The organism is Ruegeria sp. CDSB136, from assembly GCF_059610965.1.
Genome location: NZ_JBXWOP010000001.1, coordinates 13,594 through 26,376 on the forward strand (window position 1 = coordinate 13,594; position 12,783 = coordinate 26,376).

12 protein-coding genes are annotated in these 12,783 nt (G+C 59.3%); all 12 read right to left on the reverse strand.

Annotation, left to right across the window (positions count from 1 at the left end; all coding sequences use genetic code 11):
- Positions 1-141: 141 nt before the first annotated feature.
- The gene (locus AC2FIR_RS00055) at positions 142-1,779 is read right to left on the reverse strand and encodes an ABC transporter ATP-binding protein (RefSeq protein ID WP_170609822.1); all 1,638 of its coding nucleotides are present in this window, start codon (positions 1,777-1,779) and stop codon (positions 142-144) included.
- Positions 1,776-2,591 carry an ABC transporter permease gene (locus tag AC2FIR_RS00060; RefSeq protein WP_170610901.1) on the reverse strand — a complete coding sequence of 272 codons (816 nt, stop codon included), beginning with the start codon at positions 2,589-2,591 and terminating at the stop codon, positions 1,776-1,778. The genes AC2FIR_RS00055 and AC2FIR_RS00060 overlap by 4 nt, the downstream gene beginning before the upstream one ends.
- Positions 2,591-3,547, reverse strand: coding sequence for an ABC transporter permease (locus AC2FIR_RS00065; protein WP_170609824.1), 957 nt, complete (start codon positions 3,545-3,547; stop codon positions 2,591-2,593). Before AC2FIR_RS00065 ends, AC2FIR_RS00060 begins: the two co-directional genes overlap by 1 nt.
- Positions 3,548-3,562: 15 nt before the next feature.
- A complete protein-coding gene (locus AC2FIR_RS00070; protein ID WP_170609826.1) occupies positions 3,563-5,149 on the reverse strand; it encodes an ABC transporter substrate-binding protein in 1,587 nt (528 codons plus the stop codon).
- A 356-nt stretch (positions 5,150-5,505) separates the two neighbouring features.
- Positions 5,506-6,609, reverse strand: a complete 1,104-nt coding sequence (locus tag AC2FIR_RS00075; RefSeq protein WP_496745568.1) for a glycerate kinase type-2 family protein — start codon at positions 6,607-6,609, stop codon at positions 5,506-5,508.
- The gene (gene dtd, locus AC2FIR_RS00080) at positions 6,609-7,046 is read right to left on the reverse strand and encodes a D-aminoacyl-tRNA deacylase (RefSeq protein ID WP_170682042.1); all 438 of its coding nucleotides are present in this window, start codon (positions 7,044-7,046) and stop codon (positions 6,609-6,611) included. The genes AC2FIR_RS00075 and dtd overlap by 1 nt, the downstream gene beginning before the upstream one ends.
- 39 nt (positions 7,047-7,085) lie before the next feature.
- Complete coding sequence (locus AC2FIR_RS00085) at positions 7,086-7,754, reverse strand: nitroreductase (protein WP_496745566.1); 669 nt, start codon at positions 7,752-7,754, stop codon at positions 7,086-7,088.
- An 82-nt stretch (positions 7,755-7,836) separates the two neighbouring features.
- Positions 7,837-8,961 carry a TFIIB-type zinc finger domain-containing protein gene (locus AC2FIR_RS00090; protein WP_496745564.1) on the reverse strand — a complete coding sequence of 375 codons (1,125 nt, stop codon included), beginning with the start codon at positions 8,959-8,961 and terminating at the stop codon, positions 7,837-7,839.
- 56 nt (positions 8,962-9,017) lie between these two features.
- Positions 9,018-9,443, reverse strand: a complete 426-nt coding sequence (locus tag AC2FIR_RS00095; protein ID WP_496745562.1) for a hypothetical protein — start codon at positions 9,441-9,443, stop codon at positions 9,018-9,020.
- Between the two features lie 4 nt (positions 9,444-9,447).
- Positions 9,448-10,596, reverse strand: a complete 1,149-nt coding sequence (locus AC2FIR_RS00100) for an SPFH domain-containing protein (RefSeq protein WP_496745561.1) — start codon at positions 10,594-10,596, stop codon at positions 9,448-9,450.
- A 22-nt stretch (positions 10,597-10,618) separates the two neighbouring features.
- Positions 10,619-11,614, reverse strand: coding sequence for a DUF2927 domain-containing protein (locus AC2FIR_RS00105; protein WP_496745559.1), 996 nt, complete (start codon positions 11,612-11,614; stop codon positions 10,619-10,621).
- Positions 11,589-12,779 (reverse strand): toxic anion resistance protein, encoded by a 1,191-nt coding sequence (locus AC2FIR_RS00110; protein ID WP_480911336.1) that lies wholly within the window; start codon positions 12,777-12,779, stop codon positions 11,589-11,591. The genes AC2FIR_RS00105 and AC2FIR_RS00110 overlap by 26 nt, the downstream gene beginning before the upstream one ends.
- Positions 12,780-12,783 lie beyond the last annotated feature (4 nt).

Here is a 12,783-nt window from a genome sequence, read left to right on the forward strand (position 1 = left end):
TGAATATTTCAGGCGACCCTAGGGGATTCGCGGTCAGGGTTCTGCCCGTTCGCGCCCCCAATGGCAAAATCCCGACACCTGTCATTGAACAAGGTGCCGGGATTTCAGGTTTTCACCGAAAAGTCACGGAAAGGGCAGGGATCAGTTCCCGGCACTTTCCATCTTGCGGTGGGCGACGACCTCTTCCAGCCAGCCCAGATGCATCTCGGGGACCGAGCTGAGCAGCAGGTCGGTATAGTCGTCGAACGGCGGGCTCAGAACCTCGGATTTCGGACCGTACCGGACCACGCGGCCCTGGTACATTACGGCAATCGAATCCGAGATCGCGCGCACTGTCGCCAGATCGTGGGTGATGAACAGATAGGCCACGTCCTCGATCTTCTGCAGATCCAGCAGCAGCTTAAGGATCCCGTCTGCCACCAGCGGGTCGAGTGCCGAGGTCACCTCGTCACAGATGATCATCTTGGGCTTGGCCGCCAGCGAGCGCGCGATACACACACGCTGTTTCTGACCACCGGACAGTTCCGCCGGGTAGCGGTCGATGAACTTCTCGCCCAGTTCGATCTCATCCAGCAATTCGATGATCCGCTTGCGCTTTTCCGCTCCGCGCATGTTGAAGTAAAACTCCAACGGGCGGCCGATGATCGTACCAACCGTTTGACGGGGGTTCATCGCAACGTCGGCCATCTGATAGATCATCTGCAACTCGCGCAGGTCCTCGCGGGAACGCCCCTTTAAATCGGGCGACAGCTTGCGACCGGCGAAGGTGATCTCTCCGTCGCGCGGCGGCAGCAGGCCAGTGATCACCCGCGCAAGCGTCGATTTACCCGAACCGGATTCCCCCACGACCGCCAAGGTCTGCCCCGGATGAAGCTCGACGTTGACGTTGTGCAGCACGTCGAAATTCAGACCCTTGTAGCGCGCGGTGATGCCGTCGACGCTCAGCACCGCTTCGGGTGTGGGCTTCTTTTCTTCGTGTTCGATGGAGCGGACCGAGACCAGCGCCTTGGTGTATTCCTCTTGCGGGTTGTTGATGATCTGATCGGTATTGCCGTATTCGACAGTGTTGCCCATTCGCAAAACCATGATGTCGTCGCTCACCTGCGCAACAACAGCAAGGTCGTGCGTAATGTAGAGCGCGGCAACGCCGGTATCGGCAATGGCTTCCTTGATGGCCATCAGAACATCGATCTGCGTGGTAACGTCCAGCGCCGTGGTGGGTTCGTCGAACACCACCAGATCAGGCTCGGGACACAACGCCAGGGCTGTCATGCAGCGCTGCAACTGACCGCCCGAGACCTGGTGCGGGTAGCGTTCGCCGATATTGTCCGGGTCAGGCAGACCCAGCTTGGCAAACAGCTCCCGTGCGCGGCCTTCGGCCACTTTCCGCGAGAACTTTTTCTGTTCGACTGCGGCCTCAATCACCTGATCCATGATCTTCTTGGCCGGGTTGAACGAGGCTGCGGCGGACTGGGACACATAGGTGACCTCACCCCCCCGCAACTTGCGTATGTCGCCATGCGACGCTTTCAGAATGTCTCGTCCGTTTACCCAGACCTCACCACCGGTGATTTTCACACCGCCCCGGCCATAGGCCATCGACGCCAGTCCGATGGTGGATTTACCGGCGCCGGATTCACCGATCAGGCCCAGCACCTTGCCGGGCGCGAGGTCAAAGCTGACCCCGTGCACGATTTCGATGTCATGAGGCTTTTCGCCCGGCGGGTAGACAGTCGCGCCGATTTTGAGGTCGCGGACCTTGAGAAGGGTATCACTCATCCCCGGCCTCCTTTCAGCGATGTGGTACGGTTCAGAATCCAGTCAGCCACAAGGTTGACCGAGATGGCCAGTGTTGCGATGGCCACAGCGGGGTAGAGCGCTGCGCCAATGCCATAGACGATGCCATCCTTGTTCTCTTTCACGATGCCGCCCCAGTCCGCCAGCGGCGGCTGGACGCCAAGACCCAGGAACGAAAGGGTCGAGATGAACAGAACCATAAAGATGAAACGCAAACCGAACTCGGCCACCAAAGGCGACAGAGCGTTCGGCAGGATTTCCCGAAAGATGATCCAGCCCCGGCCTTCGCCGCGCAGCTTGGCGGCCTCGACATAGTCCATGACGTTGATGTCCACGGCGACAGAGCGTGACAGGCGATAGGGGCGCGTGGCGTCCAGCAGGCCCATCACAAGGATCAGGATCGGGACGGTTACCGGAACGATTGCCAGAATGACCAGCGCCAGGATCAGGGTGGGGATAGACATGACCAGATCAACCGTCCGGCTGAGCGCCTGATCGGCCCATCCGCCCAGAACCGCAGCCAACAGTCCCAAAGACGTGCCGGTAATGAAGCTGAGCAGTGTCGCAGCGGCGGCGATGAAGATCGTTGTCCGACCGCCATAGATCATCCGGGTCAGCAGGTCGCGTCCAATATTGTCGGTGCCCAGCAGATGCTCGGCGCTGGCGGGCTCCCAAACGTCGCCGACGACTTCAGCCATTCCGTAAGGCGCAATCAATGGGGCGGCAATGGCCACAAAGAAATACGCGCCGGTGAACATAAGGCCGATCAATGCCGAAAGAGGAATGTTCTTTATCATTTCGGATGCCTCAGTCTTGGGTTGGCAAGGATCGACACGATATCCGCAACCATGTTCAGGCCGATATAGACCGCCGCGAACACCACGCCGCAGGCCAGAACAACGGGCACGTCACGCTTGGTCACGGCGTCCACAAGATACTGCCCCATGCCGGGATAGACGAACACAACCTCGACGACGACGACACCCACAACCAGATAGGCGAGGTTCAGCATAACCACGTTAACAATCGGCGAAATCGCGTTGGGAAAAGCGTGTCGGGCAATGACTTGAAACGTGCTCAACCCCTTCAGTTCTGCTGTTTCGATATAGGCCGACTGCATCAGGTTCAGAATGGCCGCACGCGTCATGCGCATCATTTGCGCCAATACCACTAGCGTCAGAACGAAGGCCGGCAGCGCAATTGCGTTCAGCTTTTGCCCGAAGGACATGGAATCATTGATCATCGCTAGTGATGAAAACCATCCCAGCTTGACCGAAATATAGTAGATGACAACGTAGCCGATCAGGAACTCCGGGATGGAAACTGTCGTCAGGGTCACCGCGGAAATCAGTTTATCCGGCCAGCGGTTACGGTACCGGACGGCAAGCAGCCCCAGAAAGATCGCAAGCGGGACGGACACGATTGCGGCAACACACGCCAGAAACAGAGTGTTCCCAAGTCGTTTTCCAATGCTCTCGGCAATATCGAGCTTGTTGGTGAGTGACTGGCCAAGATCACCCTGAACGATACCTCCCAGCCATTCGAAATAGCGTGTCAGGGCAGGGCGGTTCAGGCCCATCTCCTCTCGCAGGTTGGCCAGGGCTTCAGGCGTTGCGGACTGCCCCAGGACGGCTTGCGCGGCGTCTCCGGGAAGGGCTTCGGTTAGGCCGAAAATCAGGGCCGAAGCGCCGAACAGCAAAAGGATTCCCAGCGCAAGGCGCTGGGAAACCAGTTTGATGATGGGGTGCATTATCCGTAGCCCGTATCAGACGAACCACATTTTGCGGGACATGTTGCCGTTCATCATCTCCTGAGTCGGGTCAGATTCCCAGCCGTCCAGCTGGTTGCTCACGCCTTCGACAAAGTCGTTGAACATCGGACAGATCAGGCCGCCTTCGTTGCGGACCATTTGACCCATCTGGCTATAGATGCCCTTGCGCTTCTCGGCGTCCAACTCCGCGCGCGCGGCGAACAGCAGATCGTCGAACGCCTGAACCTTGAACCGCGTGTCGTTCCAGTCGGCGCTGGACAGATATGCGGTCGAGTACATCTGATCCTGAACCGGACGGCCACCCCAGTACGACGCACAGAACGGCTGAACGTTCCAAACCTCGGACCAGTATCCATCGTTGGGTTCACGCTTGATTTCCAGCGGAATACCCGCCTGCGAAGCGGTTTGCTGGAACAGCGCAGCGGCGTCCACAGCACCCGGGAAGGCACCGTCGGCGACACGCAGAACGATCGGCGAGCCGTCATGGCCGGACTTCTTGTAGTGCTCAGCAGCTTTTTCAACACTGAATTCGCGCTGTTCGATGGTCTCGTCAAACAGCGGGTAGGCTGCGTTGATCGGCATGTCATTTCCGATCGAGCCATAGCCGCGCAGCACTTTGTCCACCAGTTCCTCGCGGTTGATGGCGTATTTCAGCGCGGTGCGCAGTTCGTTGTTGTCAAACGGCGCCGTGTCGCAATGCATGATGAAGACATAATGTCCGCGACCAGCAGTCGAGTGCACCGTCAGGTTCGGTGCGCGGCCCAGCAGGTCGGCAACCTTGGGTTCAACACGGTTGACCGCATGGACCTGGCCGGATTGCAGCGCAGCCGTCCGTGCGGTTGCATCGTTGATAACAACGACTTCGACGCTGTCAAAGTTGCCGAAATCGCTGTTCCAATGGTTTTCATTTTTGGTGAACAGGTGACGGACACCCGGTTCGTCCACTTCCAGCTTGTAAGGGCCGGTACCAATACCCGCACCAGGGTTGTCCATGCCGCCATCCGGCTGAATGATCAGATGGTAGTCGGCCATCAGATAGGGCAGGTCCGCATTCGGCTCGCTCAACGTGACCTGGAAGTTATCGCCATCGGCCTTCATCGACTCGATGCCTTTCATGATGCCCAGAGCACCCGACTTCGAATCTTCGTTCGAATGACGCTGCATGGTCTTCAGCACGTCTTCACTGGTCATTGTCTTGCCGTTGTGGAATTCGACACCCTGACGCAGCTTGAAAGTCCAGACCTTGGCATCTGCGCTGCCTTCAACGCTTTCGGCCAGACGCGGTTCGATCGTGCCGTCCGGCGCGACTTCGACCAGCTGGTCTCCGAATTGCTTGCCGTTCTGGAACGGAACCGAACTTGCATAGGTTGCCGGGTCAAGCGAGTTCGTGGATTCGCCGCCCTGCAGGCCGAACTTCAGATCACCGCCCTTTTTCGGGCCTGCCGCACGCGCGGCATCTGCAAACATGGTGCTGGCCATTGCCGCAGTTACACCCAATGCCGCTGCTTTCCCCATGAATTCGCGACGGGTCAGCTTGCCGGCTGTAACCTGTTTGGTCATGTGAGTGAGTTGTTCGTTCATTCAAGAATCTCCCGGTTGGTAGAGTTGCAGGCCCTTTCTGGGCTTTTTATTGACGCACGAGTCAAAGTTCGCGCATTTTAGAGCAGGCGACAAGAACTAAAATTTCAAGAAATGCCGTCCCAGCCTAAAAATGTTGTGTCTCGACGGTCGCTCATCCAGAGGGAACGCGACCAGATTACTTGTCCTTCAATACTATATCGCGATCCAGGCGTATCTCATCAGTGAAACTTTCTTCACGAAAGGTTTGATAACTGTCGATGTGCGGGCGCAAAATACGTCAGTTTTTCTGGTTTTGCGGACCGACCTCTGTCCGAAACGACCAACATCGCGCGACTTCGGGACCAGATCATTCCCGTTCACGCGCGCACCACGACAAGCAGGTCCATAACGTTCGTTCCGGTTGGACCGGTGATCAGCAATGCGCCTGCTTTGTCCAGAAAGCTCCCGCTGTCGGCCCGTTGCAATGCCTGCTCTGCGCCCTCGCCCCATGTTGATCCGTCGATGATCGCACCCGCAGCCAGTGTGGGACCATCGGTTCCATCGGTCCCGCCGACCACCAGTGTCAGCCCCTCGGTCCCGGCGATTTCCCGTGCCAGAGCCAGCGCGAGCGCCTGATTCCGCCCCCCGCGGCCGGGGTTTTGCGGCAGTACAACCGTTGGTTCACCACCAAAAATCATGGCCCCCGTCGACATGGACCGCAACCGCGGCCCCAGCGTCCGGGCAATTTCCAGATAATCGTCGTGCAGACACTCCTCGTTGGCCAGCACCGTGTATCCGGCGTCCGCCGCCAATTCGGCCGCTGCGCCCCGCGCATGTGAATTCGACGCCACGATCCGGGCCGTGGCCTGGTAGGCGTGATCATCGGGCAGTGCGCCGATGCCCGAACCGATGACGTTGAGGTCATCACCGGGCACATCGGATATGGCCAGAACGGTCACGCGCGCGCCCGAAAAACCAGTCAACAGACCGCCGCCCTTGATCCGCGACAGCTTGCGCCGTTCGGCGTTCATGGCGGCAATATCCAGCCCCTCGGACAACAGTCTTTTGTTCAACTGTTCCAGATCGGACAGAGTTTTGCCCGGCACCAGATCCTCGGCCAGCGACGAGGCGCCGCCGGACACCAGCAACAGAAGATGTGATCCGTCCGCCATGTTCTCGACGGCTTCACGCAGGGCTTTGCCGCCCGCAAGACTGCGGTGGTCTGGAACAGGGTGCGAGGCCTCGATCACCTCAACATGCGGAGGCAGGTCGCGGCCGTGATCGTCCTTGGTTACGACAAGTGTCGGCAATGCACCAAAATGCTCCAGCGCCGCCCGCGCCATGGCCGCTGCCGGTTTGCCCACGGCAAGGATGCGATCGGGCGTCGGGATATCGCTCAACGCCTGTCTAACAGACGTGTATCCATCCACCGCCGAAACGCCGGCCTGCCAGATCCGCTGTGCTTTTTCCGCTTGGGACATCAGTTTTCCACCCAGATTGTGACCGGTCCATCGTTGACCAGTTCGACGGCCATTGTCGCGCCGAATTCTCCTGTTTCGACGGCAACACCCTGAGCCGCCAGTTTGTCTGCAAACGTTTCATAAAGCTGTTTGCCCTGTTCCGGAGGCGCAGCCTCAGAAAATCCTGGTCGGGTGCCGCGCGACGTATCGGCGGCCAGAGTGAACTGACTGACCACGAGGGCCGATCCGCCGATATCCAGCAGCGACCGGTTCATCTTTCCGGCGTCGTCCTGAAAGATACGCATTTTGGCAATCTTCTGCGCCAGCTTGTCCGCCTGCTGTTCGTCGTCACCCCGCATAGCACAGACAAGGATCAGCAGACCGGTGCCGGACTGACCGATCACTGTTCCGCCGACCGATACGGATGCGCGCGTCACGCGTTGCAGAAGGGCCCGCATGTCTTCTCTCCTAGTCCATTCTTTTCAGGAACACCGGCGTCAGCCCCGCCAGTCCACGATTTCATCCACGCCTGTGCGGTTTGTTCGGAAACCGTTTGCAGGGTGGTCCCTGTCCGGGTACCCGAAAGATATCGCACACAGGATCAGGCGATCATCCGGGATCTGAAAAAACCGGTGCAGAAACGGGCTGTAAGCGGCCAGCGCCGCCTGGGGAATGGTGGCCACGCCCAGAGCCTGCGCCGCCAGCGTAAACGCCGTGACAAAACCACCGCAATCCATCGCACCGTAAGGGCCTAGCTCGGCCGGGCTGGAAATAATGGCGCAATGGGGCGCACCGAAAAGGGCAAAATTCTCGCTCATTTGCCGCGCCGACGCCGCGCGGTCGCCGCGCTCGATCCCGACCGATTCGTACAATGCCCATCCGCAGGCACGGCGGCGTTCCTGATAGGTTCCTGAATATGAGCTGGGAAAGGGCAGATCCGGGGCAGGGGTGCCGGTCGCGGCTTCATGCATCATGGCCTGCCGGAACCGCTCGGTTTCCGCGCCGCTGGTGATAACGACCTGCCAGGGCTGTGCATTACACCAACTTGGCACCCGGGATGCGCTGGTCAGGATTTTCCGGATATCACCCCGCGGTACCGGATCTGACAAAAAGGCGCGGCAGGAGTGTCGATCCTCCAGCAAGCCGTTCAATGCCGATAGCGTCACCCGATATCTCCTTCGCCCCAACGCCGCGCAGGATGGCTGCGGGTTGGGCGAAGATCAAGGGTCCGGACGACGGATTGTAAGTCTATTGCTGGCCCGTCGCCGCCAGGTAACCAACCCCGGCCGCGACCAGAAGTCCAAGCACCACAGCGATTGTGATCTTGATGGCTGACCAGGGCCGTTCCCCCTGAACCCGGCCGGTTCGCCCGTTCACTACGAATCGATAGGTCTGACCGCGGTATTTGTAGGCCGCCATCCAAACCGGCAGCAGGATATGTTTGAAGGTAACATCCCGCACATCGGTTTCGACCGCATGCACGCGCTGACGGTCGCCCCCGATGTCAAAGCGTACATCCCGTTCTATGACGCGCGCCATATGCGCCCGCGCCTCGGCATACCCGTCCTTCAACTCGACCGTGTAGGCTTCGGCCCGAAAGCCTGCCAGGTACTCGGGCTGATAAGGCTCGAGCGCGGGCAGGTCCCAGGGTTCCAGTGCATCGGTGTAACGTTTCGGCAATGAGCGAGAGGCGAGCACAAGAACATCATCAAAAAACCGCGCCACGCGGCCCGATTTGGGCGACCAGCGCACCTTTGCGACCTGTTGCTGAACCCGCTTCCCATCGCGCACGACCGTTATGGTTTCATAGTAGATCACACCCCGCTCACCGCGATATCGGGATTTGGTATCGGCATCGAACGTCCAGTAGGGCACGTAGATACCCTGCATCTTCCGCCCCTTGCGGGCGTATTCTTTCAGGCCATTCGGGGCGAACCACAGTCGGCCGAGCCAATCACCCATGGCCTTGTGGGCCGAACGTTCATTCAGCGCAAACGGCAATACCCCTTTGGGTTTGATGTGACGGTTCACGCCCGAATCCGTGACTACTGGCGTGGCGCAGAACGGGCATTCCGCCGCGTGCGTGGCGGGGTCGAATTCGACCTGTGCGGCACAGTTCGGGCAGGACAGAACTCGGGTTTCCTCAATCTCGCTGTCTGGCAGTCGATCTGCAACTGCCGCGTCAAAATCCAACTCACGCAGGCTTGCACCGCCCCACGGACCCGCACCAATCGACACCGAGTGCCCACAGTGATCGCAGGTCAACGTGCCGTCGCCGGGGTTGAACCGGTAATCAGCGCCACACTGGTTGCATGGAAAGCGATGTTCGTCTGTTTGTGTAACAGTGAGTTGCTCAGGATCGGTCATTGCCATTTCACCAGGGTTTACTGTCTCTTACAGGCGCGTGTTCAGTTGCTTTCCAAATGGTCTTAGAAATCAGATGCCGGAACGACCTGCGTTTGGTAGCTGCGTCTGGCGCCATTGCCGAACTCGACCTGAATCAGAATTGTGCCTTCGGGATTGCCGAATAGGTCAAGGCACGCGCCTGACCACTGATCAGCCGCAGCCAGACATATCCGGTTGCCTGACATCTCCGACACATAGGTGGACGTGCGAAGATCGGATAGCGCCCCAAATGACCGGTATTCAGCCCGGCCATTCTGGAATATCCGGAAACCGTCGCCTTTGGCATCGAACAAATCGACGGCAGCCCCCGGATGAGCCTTGAAAAAATTCTGCCGCGTGGCGTCCACCGCGAGCGGAGGAAGAGAGGGCGTGGCCGGTTCCCGGCCCGGTCCCGCACATCCGCTCAGCAAAGCGACGGCGATGAAGACTGGGGCAACAGACCTGCCCATCGGGTCACGCACCCGGCGGCGGCGGCGGGAGAATGGTGAAAAGTTGCGCCAGTTCCTGCACATCACCAGCCTTTTTCCAGCCGTCCTGTCCGGCCGTCCAGACATGCGTGTCGCGGGTGATTTCGCCATCCGTGGCCATGCGGCCCATTTTGGCTTTGGAAAACGGTCCACTGACCTGTCCGTCCACCGCGATGTGCCAGACATGTTCTACGGGCGGCGGGGGCGGCGGTGCCACACGCGCCGTCGGTTGCGGAGCAGCGGGGGCGGACGCACCCCAAGGGCCGCTCGGCTGACCCGCTGCCATGTTCGCCATCTGCTGCGCCATCGCCATGCCCATTCCCATGCCAAGACCCGCGCCCATACCGCCTCCCTGACCGGGGTTGCTGGCGGCGGCCGTCATTGCTTCGGCTGCGGAATACTGGGTGAACTTGCCGAGATCGCCCGCCAGCCCCATCGATGTCCGCTTGTCCAGCGCAGCCTCGACCGCCGGCGGCAGCGAGATGTTTTCGATATAGAACTCGGGCATTTCCAGCCCGTAGCCATCCAGCACCGGCGACACCTCTGCCGCGATCAGCTTGCCCAGATCGGCGGTATTGGCCGCCATGTCCAGAACCGGAATGCCCGACCCGGCGATCACCCGGCTGAACTCCTGCACGATGATGTTGCGGATCTGAAAACTGATCTCGTCCATGGTGAATTCGCCATCAGTGCCGACGATTTCGACCAGGAATTTAGCGGGGTCCTTCACGCGGATCGTGTAGGTTCCATAGGCCCTGATCCGGGTCGGGCCAAATTCGGGATCGCGTAACATGATCGGGTTCTTGGTGCCCCATTTCAGGTCATTGAACCGGGTCGTGTTGACAAAATAGATCTCGGATTTGAACGGAGACTGAAAGCCATGGTCCCAATGCTGTAGCGTCGTCAGGATCGGCATGTTGTTGGTCTCTAGCATGTAAAGGCCCGGCGTGAACACATCCGCCAGTTGCCCCTCGTGCACAAACACCGCCGCCTGTCCCTCGCGCACCGTCAGCTTGGCGCCATACTTGATCTCGTGTCCTTCGCGTTCGAACCGCCAGACCATCGTATCCCGGGTGTCATCCACCCAATGAATGACGTCAATGAATTCGCCGGTCAGAAAATCGAAAATTCCCATCTGGGTTCTCCTGTCCTTGAGGTCAGAGCGACTGACCCATCAACTCGCGTGAAATGATACGCACCACGGGCCTGGCATCTTCAACAGACACGCCAGGCTGCAGACGTGGATCGTAAAGAATAGTCAGCAATTTCTCGTCATGGCTGGTCAGAAGCGCAAACTCGTCATCGTCGTTGAAGATCGACGGTCGTGCTGTGGGGCTGTCGTTGGACAGACCCAGGCCTTGGGCGATTTCCTCGTGAATGCAGCTGCGCCGCACCAGATCAGGCAATTCGGACCGGATAAGCGTGACCGCACGTACGTATTTGTACGGTGATGTTCTTGTGGCCGAGGCCAGCACGAAACAGTCGAAGCTGGCGCGGGGATTGGCGATCAGATCCAGCGAGGCCTGACTGATATTCGGTATCAGCTGCTTCACGCGGGCGACGACGTAGGCGCTGTCGTCCTTGCCGGCAAAGAAGACGTGAAAATTGGCCTTGCGACTGACGACCGAGACAGGGTGCCCCGTCAGTTTCGCCAGACGTTCGGTGTAACCTTGGACAAGTTCCGCATCCCGCTTGCGTGTTTCGGGCAGAACCGACGGCCCGAACTCGGTCTGGATGCGCACCGGCCCCGACCAGCGACTGAGCTGCCCATCGGTCTGTCCTGAACCAATCGCCACGGCGTGATCAGGGTATTCGCTGTAAAACGCGATGGCTTCGAAATTGCGAGCCAGATCGTCGGCATCATAGGGCGTATCCGGGCCGCCACCGTCCACACGAAGCAATCCGCGGGTCAGCAGATCGCGCTCGACCCGCTGATAGAAACGCGCCAGATCCTGACTGGCCGCAGACGGGGGAACATAGGCATTGGGCTGCGGCGCCGGTTCAGCCGGGCGAGCCTCGGGAACAAGTGAGGTCGTCAGCGCTTCGTCGCAATTGGCCAGAGCCAACAGCGAAACCAGTCCCAGCAGGACCTTGAGACATTTCAACGGACGCACGCCCCGACCCGCCTCAGCCCGAGACAGCGGTTCCGGCATTGTCGCCAATGCCATCCTTTCGGGCTTTGGCCGCCGCCAGAGTGTCACGCAGTTCAGCCTCCATCTTTTTCAGCTCTTCTTCGGCGGCAGCGCGTTTGGCTTTGCCCTCATCGGCGATGGCAAGGCTTTCGTTGATCGTGCCGATCAGGTCTGCATTGGCCTTTTTGACGGCCTCAATGTCAAAGACACCGCGTTCCATTTCCTCGCGGATCATCTTGTTGGATTGGCGCAGATTGGCCGCGTTCGAGGTCAGCAATTCGTTGGTCAGGTCGTTGGCTTCGCGCACGGCCGAGGCAGCTTCGGCGCTGCGCTGGATCGTGACGGCCTGCGCAAGCTGCGTCTCCCACAGCGGGACTGTGTTGACCAAGGTCGAGTTGATCTTGGTCACCAGCGACTTGTCATTTTCCTGAACCAGACGGATCGATGGCAGCGATTGCATTGTCACCTGCCGGGTCAGCTTTAGGTCGTGAACGCGGCGTTCCAGATCATCGCGCGCGGCGCGCAGATCGCGCAGCTCCTGCGCTTCCATTACCTGTTCGCCCTCGGCGGCGGCCTGAACCTCGGCCTCTTTTTCCGGGATGTAGTGGCTGTCCAGTTCGGTCAGCTTTTCCTCGCCCGCCGCGATGTAAAGCGCCAGTTCGTCATAAAAGCCCAGCGTCTTTTCGTATAGCAAATCCAGCGACTTGATGTCCTTGAGCAGGGTGTGTTCATGCCCCAGAAGATCGTCGGTGATCTTGTCGATCTGGCCTTGCACATCTTCGAACTGCGCTGTGAATTTGGCAAAGGGCGCGGCCTTACCCAGCAATTTCTCCCACCAACTACGTTCGCGGCGTACGTCCAGTTCACTGACCGAGAACCCGCGGATCGTGGTTACGATATCGCGCAGGCTGTCGCCAGCGGGACCAACATCCTTGTTGCGTACGTCCGCAAGCATGGCCTGGCTGATCTCTTGCAACTCGGCCTGTGCCGACGAACCAAAGGACACGATCGAATTGGTATTGCCCATGTCGATCTCTTCCATCCGCTTGCGAATTTCGGCGCCGACAGGTTCATCGGCCTCTTCCAGCGGAACAATATCGGCCTTGGGCTCGGGCAGGGCCACGGCAGTCACTTCCTGCACAATCGTTTCAGCTTCAACGGCCTTTTTCTTGATCTCATCGGACATGGGG

What these genes read in the sequence shown, in the direction of transcription:
- AC2FIR_RS00075 (WP_496745568.1), bottom strand. Translation starts at nt 6,609, where the DNA reads ATGTCCCAAGCGGAAAAAGCACAGCGGATCTGGCAGGCCGGCGTTTCG.
- AC2FIR_RS00065 (WP_170609824.1), bottom strand. Translation starts at nt 3,547, where the DNA reads ATGCACCCCATCATCAAACTGGTTTCCCAGCGCCTTGCGCTGGGAATC.
- dtd (WP_170682042.1), bottom strand. Translation starts at nt 7,046, where the DNA reads ATGCGGGCCCTTCTGCAACGCGTGACGCGCGCATCCGTATCGGTCGGC.
- AC2FIR_RS00100 (WP_496745561.1), bottom strand. Translation starts at nt 10,596, where the DNA reads ATGGGAATTTTCGATTTTCTGACCGGCGAATTCATTGACGTCATTCAT.
- AC2FIR_RS00110 (WP_480911336.1), bottom strand. Translation starts at nt 12,779, where the DNA reads ATGTCCGATGAGATCAAGAAAAAGGCCGTTGAAGCTGAAACGATTGTG.
- AC2FIR_RS00090 (WP_496745564.1), bottom strand. Translation starts at nt 8,961, where the DNA reads ATGGCAATGACCGATCCTGAGCAACTCACTGTTACACAAACAGACGAA.
- AC2FIR_RS00070 (WP_170609826.1), bottom strand. Translation starts at nt 5,149, where the DNA reads ATGAACGAACAACTCACTCACATGACCAAACAGGTTACAGCCGGCAAG.
- AC2FIR_RS00095 (WP_496745562.1), bottom strand. Translation starts at nt 9,443, where the DNA reads ATGGGCAGGTCTGTTGCCCCAGTCTTCATCGCCGTCGCTTTGCTGAGC.
- AC2FIR_RS00105 (WP_496745559.1), bottom strand. Translation starts at nt 11,614, where the DNA reads ATGCCGGAACCGCTGTCTCGGGCTGAGGCGGGTCGGGGCGTGCGTCCG.
- AC2FIR_RS00055 (WP_170609822.1), bottom strand. Translation starts at nt 1,779, where the DNA reads ATGAGTGATACCCTTCTCAAGGTCCGCGACCTCAAAATCGGCGCGACT.